The sequence below is a fragment of the Scytonema sp. NUACC21 genome (assembly GCF_054684315.1).
In genome coordinates, this window is record NZ_BAAFZH010000047.1 from 26,499 (window position 1) to 49,930 (window position 23,432).

Annotated in this window: 16 protein-coding genes and 1 tRNA gene; 2 read left to right on the forward strand and 15 right to left on the reverse strand. The window is 45.7% G+C overall.

The genetic code is table 11. The features are described 5' to 3' along the window. Positions 1-7: 7 nt before the first annotated feature. From ACYRY3_RS05965 to ACYRY3_RS06015, 11 genes are all read right to left on the reverse strand, one after another. Positions 8-1,009, reverse strand: a complete 1,002-nt coding sequence (locus ACYRY3_RS05965; RefSeq protein WP_460200798.1) for a hypothetical protein — start codon at positions 1,007-1,009, stop codon at positions 8-10. Next, positions 1,009-2,115: a DegT/DnrJ/EryC1/StrS family aminotransferase gene (locus ACYRY3_RS05970; protein ID WP_460200799.1), complete on the reverse strand. Its 1,107-nt coding sequence runs from the start codon at positions 2,113-2,115 to the stop codon at positions 1,009-1,011. Before ACYRY3_RS05970 ends, ACYRY3_RS05965 begins: the two co-directional genes overlap by 1 nt. After that, positions 2,112-3,152: a Gfo/Idh/MocA family protein gene (locus ACYRY3_RS05975; protein ID WP_460200800.1), complete on the reverse strand. Its 1,041-nt coding sequence runs from the start codon at positions 3,150-3,152 to the stop codon at positions 2,112-2,114. The genes ACYRY3_RS05970 and ACYRY3_RS05975 overlap by 4 nt, the downstream gene beginning before the upstream one ends. Positions 3,153-3,280: 128 nt before the next feature. Then, positions 3,281-7,690, reverse strand: coding sequence for a type I polyketide synthase (locus ACYRY3_RS05980; protein WP_460200801.1), 4,410 nt, complete (start codon positions 7,688-7,690; stop codon positions 3,281-3,283). After that, entirely contained in the window at positions 7,683-8,348 is a 666-nt protein-coding gene (locus ACYRY3_RS05985; protein WP_460200802.1) for an AMP-binding enzyme, read from the reverse strand. Before ACYRY3_RS05985 ends, ACYRY3_RS05980 begins: the two co-directional genes overlap by 8 nt. Positions 8,349-8,478: 130 nt before the next feature. Next, entirely contained in the window at positions 8,479-9,246 is a 768-nt protein-coding gene (locus ACYRY3_RS05990; protein WP_460200803.1) for a glucose 1-dehydrogenase, read from the reverse strand. A 155-nt stretch (positions 9,247-9,401) separates the two neighbouring features. Beyond that, entirely contained in the window at positions 9,402-9,983 is a 582-nt protein-coding gene (locus ACYRY3_RS05995) for a flavodoxin domain-containing protein (RefSeq protein ID WP_460200804.1), read from the reverse strand. Positions 9,984-10,158: 175 nt separating this feature from the next. Further along, the gene (locus tag ACYRY3_RS06000; protein ID WP_460200805.1) at positions 10,159-10,968 is read right to left on the reverse strand and encodes an MIP/aquaporin family protein; all 810 of its coding nucleotides are present in this window, start codon (positions 10,966-10,968) and stop codon (positions 10,159-10,161) included. Positions 10,969-10,971: 3 nt separating this feature from the next. Continuing rightward, positions 10,972-11,742, reverse strand: coding sequence for a 6-phosphogluconolactonase (pgl, locus tag ACYRY3_RS06005; protein ID WP_460200806.1), 771 nt, complete (start codon positions 11,740-11,742; stop codon positions 10,972-10,974). 28 nt (positions 11,743-11,770) lie between these two features. Next, a complete protein-coding gene (locus ACYRY3_RS06010; RefSeq protein WP_460200807.1) occupies positions 11,771-12,691 on the reverse strand; it encodes a class I fructose-bisphosphate aldolase in 921 nt (306 codons plus the stop codon). Next, positions 12,688-13,332 (reverse strand): HAD hydrolase family protein, encoded by a 645-nt coding sequence (locus ACYRY3_RS06015; protein ID WP_460200808.1) that lies wholly within the window; start codon positions 13,330-13,332, stop codon positions 12,688-12,690. Before ACYRY3_RS06015 ends, ACYRY3_RS06010 begins: the two co-directional genes overlap by 4 nt. A gap of 13 nt (positions 13,333-13,345) precedes the next feature. Here ACYRY3_RS06015 and ACYRY3_RS06020 point away from each other — a divergent pair, with 13 nt between their 5' ends. After that, positions 13,346-14,287 carry a tRNA dihydrouridine synthase gene (locus ACYRY3_RS06020; protein ID WP_460200810.1) on the forward strand — a complete coding sequence of 314 codons (942 nt, stop codon included), beginning with the start codon at positions 13,346-13,348 and terminating at the stop codon, positions 14,285-14,287. A 63-nt stretch (positions 14,288-14,350) separates the two neighbouring features. Here the strand turns inward: ACYRY3_RS06020 and ACYRY3_RS06025 are convergent. From ACYRY3_RS06025 to ACYRY3_RS06035, 3 genes are all read right to left on the reverse strand, one after another. Next, positions 14,351-14,423 (reverse strand) — tRNA-Ala (locus ACYRY3_RS06025). Between the two features lie 85 nt (positions 14,424-14,508). After that, positions 14,509-15,216 carry an HAD family hydrolase gene (locus ACYRY3_RS06030; protein WP_460200811.1) on the reverse strand — a complete coding sequence of 236 codons (708 nt, stop codon included), beginning with the start codon at positions 15,214-15,216 and terminating at the stop codon, positions 14,509-14,511. Further along, entirely contained in the window at positions 15,213-16,130 is a 918-nt protein-coding gene (locus tag ACYRY3_RS06035; protein WP_460200812.1) for a methyltransferase domain-containing protein, read from the reverse strand. The genes ACYRY3_RS06030 and ACYRY3_RS06035 overlap by 4 nt, the downstream gene beginning before the upstream one ends. Positions 16,131-16,910: 780 nt before the next feature. On the opposite strand from ACYRY3_RS06035, the gene ACYRY3_RS06040 reads away from it, so the two are divergent. Further along, entirely contained in the window at positions 16,911-18,371 is a 1,461-nt protein-coding gene (locus ACYRY3_RS06040) for an RtcB family protein (RefSeq protein WP_460200813.1), read from the forward strand. On the opposite strand, the gene ACYRY3_RS06045 is transcribed toward ACYRY3_RS06040, so the two are convergent. Further along, the gene (locus ACYRY3_RS06045; protein ID WP_460200814.1) at positions 18,352-23,415 is read right to left on the reverse strand and encodes a class I SAM-dependent methyltransferase; all 5,064 of its coding nucleotides are present in this window, start codon (positions 23,413-23,415) and stop codon (positions 18,352-18,354) included. The two genes, ACYRY3_RS06040 and ACYRY3_RS06045, sit on opposite strands and share 20 nt — an antisense overlap. Positions 23,416-23,432 lie beyond the last annotated feature (17 nt).

Below are 23,432 nucleotides of genomic sequence, written 5' to 3' on the forward strand. Positions count from 1 at the left end.
TCTCCGTTTACAACAGTTGAGCAAATTTCATTTCTGCGTCGTTGGAAGATTGCCGCCATACGACTTCAGCGGCTTTCAATCCTCCTGTTTGCAGACGGACTATTGGTTCGGGTCCCACTGCTGATGGCAGAATACCCATATGTCCTGGCTTGGGTTCTACTTCCGGGCATACAGGTATGTTATGCGATAAAAATGCAGATCTTTTTATGTCACCCCAATACTGAGCAACTAAAGCCCCTTGCCAATACTTGGCGATGGTAGCTGCATCTTGTGCAGATAAGACTGGTTCGAGGCGCGGTTGAAGAGCAACTAGGATAGCATCATAGGTTTTATCTGTGGGTGCGGCTGCCAAACAGTCGATAGTGTCTACACTAGCACCAGCACTGACTAAACCACGTTCAATGAATGAACTAAAAGGGTTATCGCACAACAGCAAAATATTGCTTGTGTAAACGGCAATGCCTGCATCTAGTAAGAGCTTAACCGCCATTATTCCTAAAAAGGAGAACACATCCACTGCTGGATGTCGTTCATTGACTCCTACGACTTGAATATCGTTTAGGCGACAGGCGATGAGATCCACGTCTTCTGGTCTAAACTCCCATGCTTCATACATTAACCCAATAACCGCATTTGGCTTCATCCAAGCGATCGTTTCTGCATTGATAGGACGCACGTGACCGCTATTGGTAATGATATCAGCTTGAGCTACGACATCTCGTGATTTATCGGTGATAAATTCGATCCGCTCACTTACCCGTGCAATTTCAGCTATTTGCTGTATTTGTCTTTGCACCTCCTCTACAGTACCATAACGGCTATTGCGGGTTATGGCAAACACCTTTGTTGCTCCTGCTAGCGCCGCCAGTACTGGCGTCACTGCATAAGCTCCAGTTGCCGCTTCTGTCAGTACGGTTAAATTCTGAAGTTGTAAATTGCAACGCTGAATTGCCTGTTGCATTAAAGTGACTAGGCGGTGGGGATTTAAACCAGGACGGGTATCGTACATTAAACTTTCACTCCCTGAAGAACGCTAAGAGTTTCAGCAATTGAATGAATGTTTGCTGTTGTGAGTTCGGCGTACATGGGTAGTGAAAGGACTTCCCGCGCTGCTAATTCAGAGTTTGGAAAATCACCGGGTTTGTAGCCTAAATCTGAGTAAGCTTCTTGCAAGTGTACTGGAATTGGATAGTGAATCCCTGTTTGAATCCCCTGTTCCTGTAACTTTTGTTGCAGTACATCCCGTTGCAATGACCTAATGGCGTAGACATGGTAAACGTGATGGCTGTAGGGCATGACAGTAGGAGTTTGCACGCCTGAATCGGTCAATAATTGGTCGTAGAGAGCAGCATGGCTTCTACGTGCGTTGGTCCAAGCATCTAAGTAACTTAACTTGACCCGCAAAATCGCCCCTTGGATACCATCCATGCGGTAGTTATAGCCCTTCAGGACGTGATGATATCTGCGTTCTTGACCCCAATCACGTAGCATCCGCATAGTACGGGCATATTCAGGATTACTGGTGACGACCATACCTCCCTCACCATAAGCCCCTAAGTTCTTACCAGGGTAAAAGCTAAAACACGCTATGTCACCCAGGCTACCAACCCGACGCCCATGATACTCAGCCCCATGAGCTTGTGCAGCATCTTCTATGACAGTCAAACCATAACGCCGAGCAATTTCCACAATCGGCTCCATGTCTGCAGGTTGTCCGTACAAATGCACGGGCAAAATGGCTTTGGTTTTCTCGGTGATTGCTTTTTCAAGCTGTGTGGGATCTATTGTGTAGGAAACAGGATTGATATCTACAAAAACAGGTGTGGCACCAGTGTAACAAATTGCTGCCACTGTGGCGACAAAGGTAAAAGGGACAGTAATCACTTCATCCCCAGGACCAACGCCTGCAGCTAACAATGCTAAGTGTAATGCACTCGTACCTGTGTTAACAGCAATACCGTATTCCGCTCTACTGTACGCTGCAAACTCTTTCTCAAGCGCTGTTACTTCATCTCCTAAAACAAATTGAGTACTTTCCAGTACTTTTAGGACAGCAGCGTTGATTTCATCTTTGATGCTGTTGTATTGAGCTTTTAAATCGACAAATGGAATCATGCTGCGACCCTCGCTAAATCTAGTTCAACTAACCGACCCTGTCTTTTCAAAGATTGTGTAGCAGCTTCAAGAATTCTGACTACTCGCAGTCCCGCTTCTCCATCTGTGATGGGATGTTCGTTTTTGCGAATACAATCAAGGAAGTGCAATCCTTCTGTTCGCAGTGCTTCTGTCATATCTAAATGAGGCGACCACATATCTCCAGCACGGTAACCAATCAGCATCTGATATAAACTTTCGGTATTCTTGCTATTGACTGTAATTCCCTTGTCGTAAACTTTGACCTTTTCGCTTGGTTCTAAGTCATCATAAACAATCATTCTTTGACTACCGCCAATCAGTGTACGGCGTACTTTCACTGGTGCTAGCCAATTGACATGGAAATGTGCAATTAAGTTATTTTCAAAGAACAATGTTAAGTATGCTATGTTTTCCGGCTCCCCTGGAACGTGATTTATACCTGTGGCAGAAACAGCGTATGGTTGCTGTGCTAACAGGTAATCCATAATTGAAAGGTCGTGTACTGCCAAATCCCAAATAACATTGACATCATGCTGAAATAGACCTAAATTCACACGTACTGAATCATAGTAATAAATATTACCTATGGTCTTGGCAGCAATGAGCTCCCTCATTTTGCGTACAGCACCCGTGTAAACAAAGGTATGATCTACCATCAGAACCAGGTTACGCTTTTCGGCTTCATCAATCAACCTCATTGCCTGTTCGGATGATACTGTCATGGGTTTTTCAACGAGGACGTGTTTACCCGCTTGCAATGCCGCTAAGGCTAAGTCAAAATGGGTGGTCACTGGTGTGGCGATCGCAACAGCGTCAATCTTTGAGTCAGCAAATATATCTCGACAATCTGTTGTCACTTGGATGGTTGGATAGCGAGATTGTACTTTTGCCAGTAATTCTGGTTGAAAATCACTGACTGTCCTAACTTCGGTTCCTGGAATTTCCATGAAATTTCTGACTAAATTAGGTCCCCAGTAACCGTAGCCAATGACACCGATGTTAATGTTATTTCCCATTGTTTCTTTCTTATCAAAATCTCATGTTTGTGGAATATTAAAAAAGCTATGGTCAAGCCGCTTTGCTCCAATTCGTAATTCATGAATTTTTCATTACGAATTATTCCTACCCCTCCCTAGCCCTCCCCTTATAAGGGGGAGGGTCTGATATCAGGTCCGGGTAAAGATTTATCATTAAGGCAGATGGCATTACTGAGTTCGGGTCTTGGATGGGATGGTCTTGATGAGATTGTATTCTCTGATGGTTCCAAGAAATCTTTTGGAGTATTTTCCCAAGCTTCCCGGAGGTGTAAATCTCTGGGACATATCACAACTTGGGACAATTGACTTCCTAAAATGCGGCTAAAGGCATCTACACCCTCAGAGGGCAATATTGCCAGCTTCAGCATCTGCGATCGCAATTTCTGGAGTACGTCGGGTAGCGATACGTTGACTGCCATGCCTACTTCTTGCCAGGTATCCCAGTTTGTACATAGGGTGAAGGTGTTACCTTGGGAATTCTTGTAGTGAGCAAAGGCGTCAAGAAAGGCATTTGCACTAGTATAGTCTACCTGACCAAATCCTCCGATGATTGCAGTAATTGATGATGTGAGAACAAAGAAATCTAGGGGAGTATTTTTAAAAATAGAATCGAGGACTAACGTGCCTTTCACTTTAGGCGCGAGGATTTTCTCTACACTATCTCGAGTTTTGCCCAGAATTGCGCCGCCTCCTGGAACCCCTGCGGCATGAAGCACTCCATGAATCCGACCAAATCGCGCCTCTGCCTTAGCAATAGCTTCTTGCATTTGTTGGAGGTTGCTGACATCTGCTGCGATCGCCAAAACTTCAGCACCCAGTTCTTCCAGTTCCCGAACTTTCCGAATTCTTAGACTAACGCTATCCCCAACTTCATGACTATCAAGCCATTGTTTCCACTCCTCTCTGGGGGGCAAAGCCGAACGTCCGATGAGGATGAGTTTGGCTTGTGCTGTTTTCGCCAAATATTCCGCCAGCACAAGCCCAATTCCCCCAAGTCCACCTGTAATCAGATAGACTCCTCCTTTCCTTAACCCTGGTGTCGCTTCCTCAGGCTTATCTAACCGAACTGGCTCAAAAGTTTGTACCCAACGATGAGAACCGCGATAAGCAATAACCCGGTCAGAGAATTGAGTTTGTAGCTCGTCCAGCAACTGATTTATCAGTTTTTCCTCTTGCCAACTTCCTTGTGGAGGAATTGCAACATCAATACTGCTACAGCTTATGTTTGGGTATTCTTGCGCTATCACCTTGACCGGGCCTAGTAGAGTTGCTTTCTCCGGGCACAGCACCTCAACGCCCGTGACTTCCTGCATATTGTTGGAAACAACCGCAATTTGCAGCTTATCGTTCACAGTCTGTTGCCCGAGGGCTTGTGCTAGAAACAGCAGACTGTAAAATCCTAAATCTTGAGCTTTGTCAATCGATTCGGGCCCCGATTCTGCTTCACCCTTTGACGTGACATTCCATAAATGAACAATTGTTTGTAGAGACCAAGCATGGCTGGTCTTTACATCTTTGCGTAGTTCATCAAGCAGGGCACTGTAGTCATTCCCTTCCCTGGGATTTAAGGTATATACATCGTCCCTCAACTTTAGAAACTCCGACCCTACCTTCACTGTAATGACATTTTGTCCCTGAAGTTCGAGTTTTCTCACGAGTTGAGCACCCAAGCCGCACTCATCAATAAACACGAGTGTACTTGACTGAACTGGTCTCTCTTCTGGTTTACGGGTGCTAAGGGGAGAGCGTTTCCAGGAAGGAATGTAAAACCAATCGGCAATTGGCTTTTTATCTGGTATTGATGTTGAAGACAACATTTCTACATCGGTCTTGACAACATCTGCTTGTTTTCGGGGTTCAATCCAGTAGTGCTGGCGCTCAAAAGGATAGGTTGGCAAGGGGAGGCGATGGCGCTGCTCGTGGGCATAAAATCCCGACCAATCCACCTGTACGCCCGCAAGCCAGAGCTTTCCTAATGCGGTCAGCAAGAAAGCAACATCCGATTGGCGGTCTTGGGGATGGCGTAAGGAAGTAAACACGGCTTGGTGGACTGCTTTGTTTGGATGCTGTCTGACTAAGGTGCTCAATGTGCGTCCGGGACCGACCTCCAGCAAAATCTGTTCTGATTCATTCAATAACTGTTGGACACCTTCGGCAAAGCGTACTGTAGAGCGTAGATGCTTTGCCCAATATTCTGGATTTGTTGCTTCTGCGGCAGTAATCCAAGTCCCCGTGACGTTGGATATGTATGGAATTTGGGGGGGTGTTAAGCTGACTTTTTTGACCTGTTCGGTGAAGGACTCCAGTATGGGGTCCATCATTTTTGAATGGAAGGCATGGGAGGTATGTAGGCGACGGCACTCTACTCCCTGTTCTGCTAACTGCAACTCTAGTGCCTCCACAGCCTCGAAGGTACCTGCAACTACGCAAAAGCTGGGTCCGTTAACTGCAGCTAAGGAAAGTTCTTTGCCCAAGAGAGCTTGCACTTTCTTTTCTGGTAGGGGAACCGAAAGCATTGCCCCTGCAGGTAGTTGTTGCATCAAGTGTCCCCGTGCAGCAACTAAGGCTAGGGCATCTTCTAAGGAGAACACACCCGCCAAGCATGCGGCTACGTATTCACCTATGCTATGACCGATCGCTGCCATCGGATGCACTCCCCATTCCATCCATAATTTGGCTAGGGCGTACTCTATGACAAAGAGTGCTGGTTGTGCGATCGCTGTCCGTCTGATTTGCTGTGTAGCAACTTCGGTGAGTGCTTCCGTTGGGAACAGCACATCGCGCAGGTCTAATCCCAAGTGAGGCTTGAGGAGTTCCGAGCAAGTATCTACAATCTCGCGAAATGTCGGCTCGGTCTGGTAAAGTTCTCTACCCATATTAACATACTGCGCTCCCTGCCCCGAAAACATAAACACCACAGGTCGGGCTTTAGGCTCTATAAAGCTTGTAAAAACTTGTTTTGCATCTAGGGAATTGAGTGCAAGTGACGCCTCTTTAATATCTTGACACACCAGCATCCGTCGATGCTCGAAGGCACGGCGACCAATGCTTTGGGTGTAGGCAACATCAGCAAGGTTAAGTTGGGGATGCTCTTTTAGGTGTTCGGCTAAATTGACAGTTGCGCGATCGAGTGCGGAGTCGGTTTTGGCTGAAAGAACCAACAACTGCCAAGGTCTGGATTCTCCAGAAGACTCAAGAGTAGGGGCTTCTTCTAGGATGACGTGGACATTAGTGCCCCCGATACCGAAAGAACTGACCCCAGCCCGACGCTTAGTTCCGTCAGTTGTCCATTCGCGTAGAGTCGTATTGACGAAAAAAGGGCTATTGGCAAAATCAATCTTGGGATTGGGCTTTTCAAAATGCAGGCTTGGTGGTATCTGCTTGTGTTTAAGTGCCATAACTGTCTTAATCAGACCGGCTACACCAGCAGCTGTATCTAAATGTCCAATATTTGTTTTCACCGAACCGATGGCACAGAAACCCTTCTTTTGAGTTGTGCCACTAAAAGCTTGTGTCAGGGCGGCGATTTCAATCGGGTCTCCCAAAACTGTTCCGGTTCCGTGGGCTTCTACGTAGGTAATTGTTTCTGCTTCAATCCCTGCTATAGCCTGAGCCTCCGATATCACGGCGGCTTGACCTTCCACACTGGGGGCGGTATAACCAACTTTTAATGAACCGTCGTTGTTGATAGCCATTCCCCTGATGACGGCATGGATGTTGTCTCCATCAGCAAGGGCATCTGATAGGCGCTTGAGAAGCACAATTCCCACACCGTTGCCACCAATAGTTCCCTGAGAGCGGGCATCAAAGGCTCGGCAGTGCCCATCCGGAGACAGTATCATGCCTTCTTGATACAAATAGCCTGTTTTTTGTGTTATGCCAACTGAAACTCCACCAGCTAATACCATATCACACTGGTAATTCAGCAAGCTCTGGCATCCCATTTGCACGGCCACTAATGAGGTAGAGCAAGCAGTGCTGACGTTAACGCTAGGCCCTGTGAGGTTGAGCTTGTAGGAAACTCGCGTAGGCACAAAATCTTTATCATTGCTGATGAAAACTTGATAAGTGCCTATGGATTCGATTTTATCGCGGTTTGAGATGAGGTTATAGAGTAGGTAACTATTTAGACCGGCACCCGCATAAACACCAATCTGACCGTCATATGTTTCAGGGTCATAACCAGCATTTTCCAAAACCTCCCAAGCACACTCTAGAAACAGGCGGTGTTGGGGGTCCATAACTTCTGCTTCTCTGGGTGTAAACCCGAAGAATGAGGCATCAAACATTTCTACGTCTTCTAACAAACCATTTGCTTTGACATAGTTTTGGTGATTCAGTAATGCCCGGTCTATGCCTGCAGCCTCTAATTCCTCATCAGTAAAAAATGAAATGGACTCAACACCGTCGCGCAGATTCTGCCAAAACTCATCAACGTTCTTGGCTCCTGGAAAACGACCAGTAATGCCAACGATCGCTATCGCATCCATTCCAGAGTGTGTTTCCCAGTTATCCATTGTTCTTCTTCCTTTGTTTCGTCAGTGGTTGTCGTTTCAGAGCTTCTATTTGCTTGCTGGCGCGGTTATTGATTTTCTGCCTTGCAGGTGCCGCCACATCCACATCCTGTCCGAGATATTGCGCTAAAGTACTTATAGTTGGATATTTAAATAAATCAACTACTGAAATTTCTTTGTTAATGTTTCCGAGTAACTTTTGATTGAGTTTGCTGTGAACTTGGACTATCAGAAGTGAATGACCGCCGAGTTCAAAAAAGTTGTCGTTCACACCAACTCTTTCCAGATTCAGCACCTCTTGCCAGACATGGGTGAGAATTCGCTCCACCTCGTTTCGCGGTGCAACGTATGCTTGGGCTTCTATTCGGGTTTGGTCGGGAGTGGGCAGGGCTTTGCGGTCAACTTTACCATTGGGTGTGAGTGGAAAGGCATCAAGCACCACAAAATAAGATGGCACCATATAGTCGGGCAGTTGCTGTTTGAGGAAAGAGCGCAATTCACTCACGACTGGTGTTGCTTCACTCTGACCTAGCAGATAAGCAACTAAGCGCTTGTCCCCTGCAATCTCTTTGGCAATAACAACGGCTTGTTCTACGGTTGGGTGTTGGCTCAAGATTGACTCAATTTCGGCTAATTCAATGCGGAAGCCGCGCACTTTCACCTGATTCCCCACTGCCGTTCACTTAAATAAGGACCCCACCGCTTCCAGTATCCTATGCGATCGCGATCGGCTGCCAATCTTGCTTCTTCTTGAGTCATCGTTTTCTTTCCAGCTAGTGTCTAATTTTCACTCACTGCTCCTGATAGTTCCACAACAGTCCACCATCCACAAAGAATGTTGTACCTGTTATATAGTCAGCATCAGAGGACGCTAAAAAAGCAACTACGGAAGCTACATCTTGCGGCTTGCCCAAGCGACCCAAAGGGATATTTTTGAGTAAAGCACTCAGTTTCTCTGGGTCGTTCAAAAGCTTAGTGTTAATGGGGGTCTCAATTGCTCCTGGTGCGACGGAGTTAATCGTGATTCCAAAAGGTCCCAGCTCAACAGCCAGGTTGCGCGTCATCATTTTGACACCTCCTTTGCTGGCACAGTAAGAAGTAAAGTGTGGGAACGGGAGTTCTTCATGCACTGAGCTAATATTAATAATCTTTCCCGTCCGATTGGTTCCAATTAGGTGCTGAACGAAGGCTTGAGTTACAAAAAACACACCCTTTAGGTTGACATTAAGCACTGCGTCATAATCTGCTTCTGATACCGACCAAAAATCAGCGTGCTTTTCAATGCCAGCATTATTCACCAAGATGTCTAGTCTACCAAAATGTTGGATGCTAGATTCAATCAAATGGCGAACTTCGCTCACTAGACCTAAGTCTGCCTTCACAACAAAGCCAGAGCGTCCGGCGGCCTCTACTTTAGCTCTTGTTTCCTCAGCCCCTTCCCGATGGCTGCGATAGTCAATTACAATGTCCGCGCCTTCTTGAGCAAGACGCGCTGCAATGGCTTGACCAATTCCCTGGCTGCTGCCTGTTACTAAAGCTACCTTATTTTCAAGTTTCAATGGTGTTCTCCGTTTAAAATAGTGTGATGTCTGTTGAGACTTTTAGGAAAAGAAGATTGTAGATTGGAATTGCTAGTGTACATCTACAATCTTCCTTCTGTCTTCAACACTCTAGGTTGTTTATTCCAGTAACATCCTCTTGGATTCTGTTGAGTTTAAGCTAAAACTGGAGTTGGCTTGACAAACAAATCGTGACCTTTAAGAACTGAAGCAACTCTAGAGACATTTGCACCGTGATGCCTTGCCGCTTCAAGTCTTTCGTCCGTCACGCCCGTTTGCTCCATCTTTTCCCCAGCGGAACGTGCGTATGGTCCCCACTGAATTCCTGCCAAGTGGTAACCTGGGGTATTTTTGGGAAGAGGCACTGCCACCATGCCCAGTTCGGCAAAGTTAGTTAACAGAGCCAGCATCGTGAGTTCACATCCACCTCCAGCGTTTCCATAACCACTGCCGGTAGCGAACACAGCACCAACTTTGCCAACCATGGCATCTTTCATCCAAAGGCGGCTGCACACTGTATCGATAAATTTTTTGACGCGCCAATCGGAGCTCCCCATGTGAACAGGTGTTCCAACAATAACTGCGTCACTGGCAATTAAATCTTCTGTTGTGACATCTTCTGCTAACTTAATAGAAACTTGAGTATCGGGAACTGACGCGGCTCCTGACGCAACCGTCTCAGCCATCTTCCGTGTATTACCATAATCTGTTGCATACACTATCAATACGTTTATCATTTTGAATCTCCTGAATTTGGTTTAAAGGTGACGTTGACAAGAGAGGGAGAAAACGAGTTTTCCATGCGCCGCCCACTTCACACTTGGGGCATTAAACTTTGGACAACCTTGCATAGATAAATCCCAGGGAAGTAAAGTTCTGCAGGCGATCGCTCGTTGCCTAGAGTTAAATAGACTACCTCTGACGATGCGGTACTTTGACATTTTTGAAAATGCAAAGGTAATGAGGAACGTGAAAAAGTTTAGCTGTCAACAGCTCGATTTTACCCATAGCAAGGAGTCGAAAGGCGACTACAGCAACCATTGCTCCCAGTGGTGAAGCAATGCAGTAAAGCCACTGATCTTTCCAATAGGGTGTGACTAAAGCCGGTCCAATGCTACGTGCGGGATTTAGACTGGTGCCAGAGATAGGTGATTCCAAGCAGACCATGGTTGCCACTAGAAGACACACCATCAGTGGTGTCCAGCGCATGAGTTGATGATGACTTAAGAAGATAAAGATAGACAGCACCAGCAGAAAGGTAATGGTAACTTCAGCAAGAAAGACGTACCAGAGTGAGTAACCATCTCCAGGCAAGGTCATACCATTCCTAACGCTGGCAGCATAACCTCCCCACACCATCACTACCAGCTGAGCAGCAATAATTGCACCAAGGAATTGTGCAATAATGTATCCGAGCAAATCGTGTTGATGCATCTTGCCTTGCACCCAGAATGCCAAGGATAAGGAAGGATTGAGGTGAGCACCACTCAATTTACCCAGTGGGGAAATCGCAAAGAGAGATCCACTTCCAGCAAAGCACAGCCCTGTAATTAACAAACGTATACTTTCGTTGGGTATGAGAGCCTGCATCGGCAACCCCTTACCAAAATTAAAGACAACCGCACTCAGCCCAACAAAAATATTAAAACCAGTTCCAAGAAGTTCTGCACCGTATTCAGACCAGTGGATCTGTCCAGAGTGGACAGTGCTTTTTATGGACATGGTTTATCTCTCCTGCTCAAGCCGTAAAAGACGAGCTGCTGCCCGGTCTACCAACCATAGCAGTCTCCCTTGTTTTGGACGGATAATCTGAGCGGGGAAGCGGTCGGGGTCAGGGTCGTCCTCTAAGACTGCTCGTAAGGTTTCGGCTTTTTCCGCGCCGCTAACTAAAAAGATCGTGTATAAGGCATTATTCAGTACTGGTGGTGTCAGGGTAACTCTGTAGGTGTTTTGCTTTTCTACCCAGGGAGCGGCGACAAGATGTATGTGTTCGTGTATTGCATTGGTTCCTGGAAAAAGGGAGGCGGTATGTCCATCTGGTCCCATTCCTAAAAGCACCAAGTCAAAGCGTGGTAGTTGTCCCTGGCGCAGAGCAAATATATCCTGTAATACTTGCTCATATTTGTTTGCCGCAGTACCAGGATCTGGATTCTCGGTCAAGATCCGGTGTACGTTTTCCGGTAGAACAGGAACTTGAGATAACAGCCGCTCTTTCACCATGCGGTAGTTGCTATCGGGATGGTCAGGTGGAACATGGCGCTCGTCACCCCAGAAAAAGTGAACCTTGTTCCAGGGTACCCGTTCCCGAAAGGATGCGGTATCGCTAGCCAGTAACGTGTAAAGACTTTTGGGCGTCGAGCCGCCAGCCAGAGCGATAGTAAAAATCCCTCGTGCTTGTATCGCTTCTTGAGCCCGATGGACAAATTCCTCTGCAGCTTTGAAGCTAATCTCTTCAGCGTTCGCAACAACTTGGATGTCAAACTTTACTGATAACATGACCCGTCCTTATCATGGGTGTGAGAGACTAAATAATTTCTCCGTAAATATCCATGATGGCGTTGAACAACTGCAACGCATCGGACTTGCGGCGCTGAAACGAGTTGCGACCGATAATTGAGCCAAACCCACCACCATAATGGATTGAGCGGATCTCATCAAGTATTGTTTCATCGCTTTCGGTTGGACCACCAGAGAAGATGACAACGCGCCGCCCATTGAAAGTACACTGCACCACATGACGCACCCGCTCGGTCAGCGTCCCAACTGGAATTTGCTCTTTTTCGTAAACTTTGCGTGCCGCCTCTTGCTCAATGTGTGCGGTCGGCAGCTTGACCTTAATGATATGAGCTCCAAGTTGGGCGGCAATCTGTGCGGAATAACCGATGACATCGATCGCGGTTTCGCCCTGTTTGCTTATACCAGATCCACGAGCGTAAGCCCAGATAATTACCACTAGCCCAAAGCGTTTGGCTTCTTCCGCGTAAGCCCGGATCTGCTGATACATTTCCATCCGATGGGCTGAGCCAGGGTAGATAGTAAAGCCAATGCCCACGCACCCCAAGCGTAGGGCATCTGCTACGCTGCCAGTTAGAGCTTGATTCGGGTCTTGTTCATCGAGGAGGACATCGTGGTCGTTAACTTTGAGGATCAAGGGGATCTCACCAGCAAACTCCCGCGCCCCTGCCTCTAGAAAACCTAAGGGGGCAGCATAAGCATTACAACCAGCCTCAATTGCTAGCTCAAAGTGATACCGGGGATCGTAAGCAGCTGGATTGGGACCAAAACTACGGGCGGGCCCATGTTCAAAGCCTTGATCCACTGGCAGGATTACCAGCTTGCCAGTGCCTGCAAGCTTACCGTGGTTGAGCAGTCGGGACAGGTTGGTGAGCGTTCCTGGATTGTCGCTGCCATACCAACTTAGGATTTCTTGCACGTGTTTGTTCATCTTGCTTCTCCCATCTGATAAAGTTCGTTTGGGGTGTAAGCCGAACTTCGGCTGCCCAAAATATAGCGTTCCACTGCATTGGCAAAGCCTTCCTCTTCGTTGGAGGTCGTCACGTATTTGGCAGCACGCTGCACCTCTTGGTTGGCGTTACCCATCGCGATGCTAAGTCCGCTGGTCTTGAACATTGGCACATCGTTGGCCATATCCCCGATAGTCGCAATCTCGTGAGTGGGAATTGCTAGCATTTGTGAAAGCCGCTCGACCACAAACCCTTTGTTAGCGCGTGGGTGCGTGACATCCAGGTAATAGGGCTGGGAGCGAGCGGCAGAAACCTGTTCCCCTCCACCCGAACTCGCACCTGCCTCGCAGCAGACCTGTTCTCTAAACTCCCTCTGGGTGTCAACTTCACACCGCGCCACTGCCTCTAAGTCATCGCTAACGCCGACAATCTTTGCTACGTTGTCAAGTAAATTATCAAAAGAAGGTACGACTGTTGGCGCGAGCTTGACCGTCCATTCTTCACGGTCAACGTGGGGACCGTGCCGCTCGTTCACAAACCACTCGCGATCGCTGTAAATCCAGACATCAAGACCGTGGGCAGCAATAATCTCAACAACGCGCTTGGCGATCGGTGCGCTCAAGAGATTCTGCTCAATGATTGAGAAATCCGGACGCAGGAACACCTACGGCAGTCCTGACTACTTCTTCACGGAATATTTCCGCGTCAATGAGACCTCACGGCTCAGTCATCGCATTCTGGCAGCAATCACCGAAAATGACACAGGTCGCCCCGTTTTTGCACAAATGATTGGCGAAAGCGTTCCCGACTTAGTAAGAACAGCACGGGAACTCTGTGGCTATAATATTGCGGGAGTTGACTTGAATATGGGCTGTCCGGCACCGAGAATCTATCGCAAGCAAGTTGGGGGTGGATTGCTGCTCTTTCCAGAAAAAGTGGATCGGATTTTAGGGGAACTGCGACAAGCAGTCAACGATCGCCCCTTGACTGTCAAGATGCGTATAGGCTTTGACAACACAGATACTTTTTACTCGATTCTAGATATAATCAATCGCCACAGCATTGATTTACTAAGTTTGCACGGTCGCACAGTCAAAGATATGTACCACGGGTCAGTGAAATATGATTTGATTGCTGAAGCGGTCAGGCGGCTCAATTGTCCAGTGCTTGCCAATGGTAATATCTACTCAGCGACAAAAGCCCAAGAAGTGCTTTCTCAAACGGGGGCGGCGGGTGTGATGGTGGGACGGTGGGCGATTGGGAATCCTTGGATTTTTAATCAAATTCGGCAAGCTTTGCGAGGAGAGCCGATCGCACCTGTTCGGTTAGTAGAGGTACGCAACTACATTGAGCGTTTATGGCAAACCCCTGAAGCACCAAACATACCAGAGCGAGCGCGTGTAGGCTACCTTAAAATGTTCCTCAACTATATTGCCTTAAGTGTTGATGCCCAAGGGCATTTCCTGCGGCTGATGCGACAAACCCAGACAGAGGCAGAACTGTTTAACGTTTGCGATCGCTTTCTTGTTGCTGAAGGAACGAAAACTTTAGCCTTAGCACCTTACCAAGGTGTGTAATTACCGTTACTGCTTAGTAGTTGCGGTGCATGGGCTCTCAGCGCTACTACGAGCCTAGGACTATGGAGAATACCGGGTTCGAACCGGTGGCCTCTGCGGTGCGATCGCAGCACTCTACCAACTGAGCTAATTCCCCTAATTTGATTTTTGGATTAAGACAAGGGGTCAAAAACCTATCTTAAATCCAAATAATCATTTATAATAACACTACCAACAGCAAATTAACCATTTTTTTGCGAGTAAAGTTCCTGAACTCGTTCCAGTTCCAAATCGCTCAGATAATCTACCGTCCAGTTAGCTTGGCGCTGAAGCATGTGGAACGGGTAGGTGTGGGCTACCCCAACCACCTGTATACCTGCTTGTTTCGCTGCTCGTATACCAGCAAAGGTATCTTCAATTGCCAAGCACTCCTGTGGGAGAACATCTAAATCGGGATATTCCTGGTTGAGGCGTTGTACTGCCAGCAAATAACCATCTGGTTCTGGTTTACTGGTGGTAATGTCATCGCCCGCTACAATGACTTTAAAATGTTCTGCGAGTTTGGCGCGATTCAGTACTAGGTCGATTTCTTTACGGATAGCACCACTCACTATCCCTAACTTCAGGTTGCGAGAACGCGCCTGAAAGATTAAGTCATCTAACCCAGGGTATAAAGGCAGTTTTTCTATTTTTTCTACTTCCAGCGCATAACCTTCTGCTTTCCGGTTGAGTAACTGAGTGAGATAGGTGTCACTCACCACTCGCCCTCGGCTGGCTAGCAACTCCTTCACGCAGGTGCGATCGCTGCGTCCCAAACAAACTTTGCGGTACTCACCTGGTTTTAAGGTCAGGTTTTCCTCAATCAAAAGTTGCTCTGTCAATTGCTCGTGAATTGACTCATCATTAATTATGACACCATTAAAGTCAAACAGAATTGCCTTTAAACTCATGGAACTGTATCAAAAGCGGGTGATGGAAAGCCTTGCAAATCTCCATTATCTACTGTGGCGTCCACCTGTGTAGGAGTGTATCGCATGACATTTCTTTCAAAAGGTGTCTCCTGAGATGAAATGGGCTTAACTCCACTTGTTACCTGATTTATCCACCATACATCCTGAGTTTGCACCGCTTCAAATCCCGCAGCACCCATCCATGCATCCACGCTTCCGGCTGAATATTCCTGAATGTACGGCTCCTCAAAAACGTTGTTCAGCCAATCCAATTGGCGTATCGTTTTCTGATTTCCATCCAAAATCAACACTTGTCCCCCAGCCACAAGTAAACGGAAGCATTCCCGTAAAATTGCTTGAGATACTGCTGTAGGTGTTTCGTAGAATAACAAAGAAGCTGTTACCAAATCAAAAGAAGCATCAGGAAAACGTGTATTCTCAGCATTACCGTGTCGCCAGGTAATTTCTAAATCAGCACTTTGGGCTTTGTGCGAAGCCCTAACGAGCATGTAAGGAGATAAATCCAAACCAATTACGTCGGCTTCCGGGAAAGCTTGCTTTAACATCAAGGTTGTGGAACCCGTCCCGCAACCCAAGTCAAGAATTCGTCTCGGCTTTACTTGAATGGCGTCAATTAACGCCTGACGCACAAGAGTTTCGTTAGGTGCTAGAACATATTGGGTTATGGGGTCGTAGGTAACCGCTGCACCGGGGTTGAGATAGCCCCGCTCAATCCCGTGAAAATTTTGACTGCTGTAGTATGTGGGTATTGTCACATCAGCACGTCGATAGCGATCGCCTTCTTTTTCCCAATCAACACTTTCAGCATATCGCCGTAACCCCTGTTCATCAATAAGAAGACGCACTACAGGGGATAAAAACCTTTCCCAGATAGTATTTTGACGCACTGCCATAAGTTTTTATTAAACTATATTAATTTATTTTAACTTATATTATTTTCTGACATCCTACGTATACCTCAAAACCAGCAATGCTTCATCTATCTTGAGACCAGTACATAAAGGCTAAAGTATGAAGGATAAAGGATGAAAATCAAAGGCTTAAACTGTAAGATTTTTAACGATTTATAACCGTAGCCTTATTTCTGTCGCGCTGTGCTAGGACTTAGGGACTTCCAGATAAAAAAATATTCAACTTTCTCTTTACGGGCTTCTAGAGAGCCAATTGTCAGCGACGGGCGAGGACGCCCGAACCACAAGATGGATAATTTATTTCTTGGACACCCCTTAGGAGTGAGTCTCATTATTAATTGTGAGCGATCGCAAAGAGGTTGTCATTGTTAATTTTTATGCTACAATTATACTACACAAGTAAATAGTTAAGTATAAAGTAAGAGGAATTTTTATTTGCTCTTAGCCTCTGACATAAGTTAAATCGGTAAGAAAAAACGTCACTGGTAAAAGCCGTCCTTAGTCATTTGTGAGTCCTGGGAAAGCAGGCGGGTTTCCCGCGCTTTAGGAACTGGCGCACATTTGGAGCGTCTCCGAAAGAGATACCCGGAGGGTCAAAAGTCATTTGTAAGGGTTGCAAATGCATTTACATTTTGTAACGTATTTCTGTTTATTCACACTAACTTACTTATTATGCAAAGGTGAAATTTATGCAATTAGCTTGTGTCAAAAAGACCAATTAATTAAATTCAAAATCTTAAATCTAAAATCCAAAATTCAATTATGCCCTACGAAGAATTAGAACTTTCCACGACATCACCTGTCCTATCTTGGGCGAATCACCCATTGGGGACAGAAGAAACCAAGATGGCAAAGAACGTAGCATCACTGCCATTTGTGTTTAAACACGTAGCGTTGATGCCAGACGTTCACTTGGGTAAAGGTGCCCTAGTGGGTTCAGTAATTGCCACCAAAGACGCAATTATTCCAGCTGCTGTCGGCGTTGATATTGGCTGCTTTGTCGGCGATACTCTGATTCCTCTAGTGGATGGTAAATTGTATCCCATCAAGGATTTAGCTGAATGTCATGAAGAGTTTATAGTTTACTCTTGTACTTCCACTGGAAGAATCGTAGCAGCTAAGGCAAAAGCAAGGTTAACCAGACATAATGCTCCTCTTATCAAAGTGATTCTGGACAATGGTGAAGAAATTATCTGCACCCCAGATCACCAATTCATGCTGCGGGATGGAAATTACGAGGAAGCACAACATCTTCAATCTGGAACATCCTTAATGCCGTTCTACTCAAAAACTGACAAAGATGGTTATACCTTAATCGCTCAGCCCTACTCAGGTAGATGGCAAAAAGCACATTGGATTATTGCTAGGTCTGGTTTGCTAGGCAAGGTTCCCAGATTTGAAGGACAAAGAACAGTTATTCATCATCAAAACTTTAATGAATCAGATAACCGACCTGAGAATTTGAAGTTTATGGGCGATCGCGACCACTCTGCTTATCATCGTAGCTTAGTTGAACGTAACCAACACTGGCAATCTCCAGAGTTTGAGAAAAAACGACTAGCAGCACTTGCCAGAAAAGCAGCAACACCAGAAGGATATGAGTACTACACTGCTAGAGGAACTCAAAATATCCTAAATTATATGCAGCAACAGCCAGAACACTTTAAACAAGCCGTTGCTGGTAATGGTGAGCGTGGTAAGCATTATTTAGTGAAATACAACCTAAGTGAAAGAGGTAGAGCAAAATCTCAGGAAATTGCTAATAGGTACTACACCTGTGACATTTGTGGAGCAGAAGTTAAAACTCCAATTGGTTTGCACAATCATCGGAAAAAAGAACATAAGTGCAATCACAAAATTGTCGCCGTTCTGCCTTTAGACTATACGCAAGATGTTTATTGTCTCACAGTACCTGAATATCACAACTTTGCTTTGAAAGCGGGTGTTTTCGTTCATAACTGTGGTATGATGGCAATGAAAACCCCATTTAATGGTGATAAACTAGAAGGCAAACTGAAGAAAATCCGCTTGGATATTGAAGCAGCAATTCCTACTGGTTTTAATGAAAATAAAGAGATTGAAAAAACTGTTACTAACTGGCAAGGCTGGCGCGACTTTAAGGACTTGCATCAAGGGGTGCAAGATTTACAAAATAAAGCCATGAAACAATTGGGTTCTTTAGGAGGGGGTAAAGAATTGCCCCTTACTGTAGTAATACAGTAATAAAAACTCGTCCAAATCGGTGAAGGCCCGCATCAAAGCTAGTCTCTGCCACATCATCAAAATCTAAAGCACTTCTCTGGCTGAGTGTGACTCCTGCTAATGGCTGCTCTAGAATGTTCAACTGCTGTTGGAGGACTTGCAGAGCATTTTGTGACGGGTCTGTTGCCCAGTATTGGTGGCAATGAGGGGCAATGCTCAAAAGCATCAGACCGCTACCCCCACAACCGATTTCTAAAACTCGCTTGGGCTGCAAAGCCAAGATGCGCCCGATGGTTTGCTCCATCCATTCACGCACTTCTTCGTCTGGGATTGATGCCCCTGTGTAACTGCTTTCCCAACCTTTTATATAGAAGCCAGAGTGTTGATTGGTATCAAACTTTTCATAAAGACTATCAAAAACAGTTTGCCACTGCAAGGTTTGTTGAGTGTTTAACGCTTCTACCGTTTCCTGGTAATACTGCCCAACGATATAAGCAATCAAGCGTTGATGGTCTGGGCGATCGCTATGAGCAACAACTACCGCTTCTCGAACGGCTGGGTGCTGATTCAGTAATGCTTCTATTTCCCCTAATTCAATGCGGAAACCCCGAATCTTAACTTGATGATCGATACGTTCAAGAAATTCCAGATTGCCATCAGGGAGGTAGCGAACTAAATCGCCTGTCTTGTAAAGACGCTCCCCTGGTTTTGAACTGTAGGGGTTAGGAATAAACTTTTCTGCTGTTAAGTCCGGTTGCTTGAGGTAGCCTCGAGCAACACCAGCACCTCCAATGTACAATTCGCCAGGAGTTCCTACAGGCACGAGTTGTAAATTTGGGTCGAGGACGTAAGTTTGGACTTGAGGAATGGCTTTGCCAATAGGCACTTCGCTAGACGTCGATACTGATAAGTGACAAAGCGTTGCTACTATTGTTGTTTCTGTAGGACCGTAGCTATTGACAAGGCGTATCTGTTGGCGAACCTGCCGCTGCCACGTTGTCAGGTGCTTTCTGCTGGCTCTTTCACCTCCAATAATCACTAATCGCAAAGAATTGGGAATTGCTAAATTTGCTGCTGCTAATTCGGTGATAACTTGATGCCAAAAGGCAGTAGGCAAATCTAGAACAGTTACCCCCCAATCATGACATTGCTTTAAAAATTGAGGTACCGAACTTATCATCTCATCTGTCCGCAGTATGAGAGCAGCACCACTGATTAGACAGGGAAATATTTCTTCTGCGGCGGTATCAAAGCTAATGGAAGCGAATTGTAGCACGCGATCGCTCAAGTTTATCCCAAACTCTATACATACAGTACTGATATAACGACTCAAGGAGCGATGTTGAATCATTACCCCTTTCGGTTTTCCTGTGGAACCGGATGTGTAAATTAGATAAGCGAGGTTTTCAGGTTGTGTCTCATGAATAGGGTTTTCCAGGCTGTTTTCGGAAATAACTTGCCAGTTTATATCAAGGCAAATGACTTGAGATTGATGTTCGGGGAGTTTGTCCAATTGTGTTGACGAAGTTAGTAAAACTGGCACTTGGGCATCCTTTAACATCAAAGCCAGACGTTCTTTTGGATAAGCAGGATCTAGAGGTAGATATGCTCCTCCGGCTTTAAGAATCGCCAACAGTCCAACCAGCATCTCTAAAGAGCGCTGTATACATATTCCCACTAAAACTTCTGGTTTAACCCCTAGGGTTTTAAGGTAATGCGCTAGTTGATTTGCTCGCTCATTTAGCTCTTTATAAGTTAAATATTGGTTTTTAAGAACCACTGCAACTGCATTTGGTGTCCGTTCTACTTGTGCTTCAAACAGTTGATGAATGCATTCTTCGGGTTGGGAATTTGGGATTTGGGATTGATTACTACTCAGTTCTAGTAACTCCTGACGATCTGCCTCGCTCAGAAGTGGTAAATAAGATAACCGAGCTTGAGGATTAACCGCAATACCTGAAAGCAAATTCTCAAAGTGTCTCAGCATTTTAGTGATGGTAGCAGCATCAAATAGATCGGTATTGTAATAACATGATGCCGCCACTCCTTGCTCTGTAATTTCGATAGACAGGCTCAAGTCAAACTGCGCTGTTTTGGTTTCTATCTTTACCAAACTCAATGCCAAACCAGGTATTTCTGGTATCTGCGAGTAGTCCTGGACATTGAACATGACTTGAAAAAGTGGTGTCCGACTTATGTCCCGTTCTGGTTGTACTGCTTCTACAAGTTGATCGAACGGCAAATCCTGATGTGTGTACGCTTCTAAAGCCACCTTTCTCACTCGTGTCAGCAATTCACCAAAAGTCGGGTTGCCACTCATATCTGTGCGTAACACTAAGGTATTGACAAAAAAGCCAATTAACCCCTTCACTTCATCATGATTGCGGTTGGCGATCGGTGAACCGACAGCAATATCATCTTGTCCTGTATAACGGTAGAGTAAAATCTGAAATGCTGCTAATAGCAACATAAAGAAAGTTACACCCTCTTGACGAGCAATCGCCTTCAGTTGCGTGATGACAGCTTCAGACAACTCGATAGATTCTTGGGAACCGTGTGACGTTTGTATCGCAGGTCGTGGTCGGTCAGTGGGTAGCTGTAATGCTGTTGGTATACCCTCAAGTTGTTGCTTCCAGTAAGAGAGTTGGGTTTGCAGGATTTTTCCTTGCAACCATTGTCTCTGCCACTGTGCAAAGTCTTTGTACTGGATAGAAATTTCTGGTAGAGGTGAAGAAGTTCCGGTGAAGAATGCTTTGTACAGTGATGCCATCTCCTGTAAAAAGACTTCGGTAGACCAACCATCAGAAATTATGTGATGCATTTCCAGCACAAGGGTGTGCTCTTGCGGTGCTAGACACAAAAGTTTAGCACGTAACAATGGTCCCTTGGTCAGGTCGAAAGGTTGTTGACTTTGCTCAGTTAAAAGTTGTTGAACTACAGCATTATCTTGTGATTCAATACTTTCTTGACAATTTATTTTTGATAAAGATAATTTTTGGGAAGCAGCAATAATTTGCATCGGCTGCCCGTTGACTGTAGTAAAAGTGGTTCTGAGGGTTTCATGTCGTCGGACAATTTCGTTTAAACTTTGCTCTAACAGGAGAACATCAAGCTCTCCTTTGAGATTCACAGCTAAGGAAATATTGTAAGCTGGGTTTCCTGGTTCCAATCGGTCAAGGAACCATAGTCGTTGCTGGGCAAACGATAGGAGGTAAACTTCGGCTTTCTGGACTCGGCTAATAGGCTCAGAGGGTCTAAAAGCTTCTGTTCTCATCTGAGCGAGTATCTTTGTGACGAGCGATCGCGTGCTCATCCCTTCAAAAAAGTCTGCTACAGATACTTCTACTTCCAAGTCAACTTCAACCCGGTTTTTCAACTCAAATACTTTTAAAGAATCTAGTCCGAGAGTGCTTAATGGTTCTTCCGGATTTATCTCATCTGGTGCGATCGCCAAGACTCTCGCTTCCTGTTCCACCAGATATCCTTCCAAAAGTACTTGACATTCCCTTGGGGAGAGTGCCAAAAGTTGAGAGCGCTGTAATCGAGTTTCCTCTCTGACAATATTGCTACTTTTCAGTACATTGCTGGCAACTACATTTAGTTCGCCATTCTGAAATTGAGCGCGAGTTGCACGTCGTTGAATCTTACCACTGGAAGTTTTGGGAATACTACCTGGTTTAATTAAGACAACTGCATAAACTTGCACCTCATGCTCTTCAGTAACCGCTTGGCGAATTGCATTAGCTACTTCTTCTAAATTTGGCCTGGCGCGAAACTCTAATTCTTGTACGACTACCAGCTTTTCTTCATTGTTTACTTCTACTGTAAATGCTGCACTAGCACCGGAACGCAAGGACGGATGACTGCGTTCTGCGGTTAATTCTATATCCTGCGGATAAAGATTGCGACCTCGAATAATAATTAAATCTTTAGCTCTACCCGTGATGAAAAGCGCTCCATCCTGCAAAAAACCTAAATCCCCCGTCCGCAGGAATGGTCCCTCTCCTGTATCTGATAGATAAGCGTGGAAGGTCTCTTCTGTCTCCTGAAAACGATTCCAATAGCCTTGACCAACACTCGGTCCAGATACCCAAATTTCGCCGATTTCGCCAGGTTGAAGACTCTTGAGTGTTTCTGGATTGGCTATGACTACATTCTGTTCTGGTATGACTCGACCACAACTAACAAAATGGTAAACGTTATCATCTTCAACAGATGGCTCAACGACTCGATTAGATTCTAATGCAGATTTTTGGGCTGCTTTAACAATAGGTGATGTAGCCTTTTGCACGCCAGAAACCATCAGAGTTGCTTCAGCCATCCCGTAACAAGGGTAGAATGCCTCTTTACGGAAGCCACATTCTGCAAAAGCTGCTGCAAACTGCTCTAAGGTATCGTGGCGAATCGGTTCAGCACCATTAAATGCTACATTCCAACTACTCAAGTCAAGACTTGCTTTTTGTTCGGGAGTAATTTTTTGTACACATAAGTCATAGGCAAAATTCGGACCTCCACTTGTTGTACCTTGATACTGGGAAATAGCCTGCAACCAACGATAAGGACGTTGAAGAAAAGAAGCTGGAGGCATAATAATGCAAGGAAAACCCCCGTACAACGGTTGCAGTATGCCACCAATTAGACCCATATCATGGTACATCGGCAACCACGTCACAAACTTACTTTCTGCTGAATGCTCCATGAATTGATAAGTTGTTTGAGCATTATGAAGTAAGTTTCCATGGCTAATCATTACACCCTTGGGCGTCCCCGTGGAACCAGAGGTATATTGCAGAAACGCTAAAGTCTCTCTATTAATGATTGGTTCTTGCCAACTATTTTCTATTCCCCGTGCAAGATTGTCAGTAGTCAGCCACTCCAACAATCCCACTGATTCTTCTGTCATTAAAGACTGTACTGTAGGCAAAATTTCTGTTGTCGTCAGAGCGATCGCAGCTTGTGCATCTGTAACAATAGCTTGAATTCTGGGTGTGTTGCGCTGATTGCGTGGCGGATAAGCAGGAACAGCAACCACTCCCGCGTACAAGCAACCGAAAAAAGCAGCCAAGTAATCCAGCCCTGGTG

Bases quoted from the DNA above. Each gene is read 5' to 3' on its own strand.
- ACYRY3_RS06035 (WP_460200812.1), bottom strand. From the start codon at position 16,130: ATGGCAGTGCGTCAAAATACTATCTGGGAAAGGTTTTTATCCCCTGTA.
- pgl (WP_460200806.1), bottom strand. From the start codon at position 11,742: ATGTTATCAGTAAAGTTTGACATCCAAGTTGTTGCGAACGCTGAAGAG.
- ACYRY3_RS05970 (WP_460200799.1), bottom strand. From the start codon at position 2,115: ATGATTCCATTTGTCGATTTAAAAGCTCAATACAACAGCATCAAAGAT.
- ACYRY3_RS05975 (WP_460200800.1), bottom strand. From the start codon at position 3,152: ATGGGAAATAACATTAACATCGGTGTCATTGGCTACGGTTACTGGGGA.
- ACYRY3_RS06010 (WP_460200807.1), bottom strand. From the start codon at position 12,691: ATGAACAAACACGTGCAAGAAATCCTAAGTTGGTATGGCAGCGACAAT.
- ACYRY3_RS06000 (WP_460200805.1), bottom strand. From the start codon at position 10,968: ATGTCCATAAAAAGCACTGTCCACTCTGGACAGATCCACTGGTCTGAA.
- ACYRY3_RS05995 (WP_460200804.1), bottom strand. From the start codon at position 9,983: ATGATAAACGTATTGATAGTGTATGCAACAGATTATGGTAATACACGG.
- ACYRY3_RS06030 (WP_460200811.1), bottom strand. From the start codon at position 15,216: ATGAGTTTAAAGGCAATTCTGTTTGACTTTAATGGTGTCATAATTAAT.
- ACYRY3_RS05980 (WP_460200801.1), bottom strand. From the start codon at position 7,690: ATGGATAACTGGGAAACACACTCTGGAATGGATGCGATAGCGATCGTT.
- ACYRY3_RS06040 (WP_460200813.1), top strand. From the start codon at position 16,911: ATGCCCTACGAAGAATTAGAACTTTCCACGACATCACCTGTCCTATCT.
- ACYRY3_RS06020 (WP_460200810.1), top strand. From the start codon at position 13,346: ATGATTGAGAAATCCGGACGCAGGAACACCTACGGCAGTCCTGACTAC.
- ACYRY3_RS05965 (WP_460200798.1), bottom strand. From the start codon at position 1,009: ATGTACGATACCCGTCCTGGTTTAAATCCCCACCGCCTAGTCACTTTA.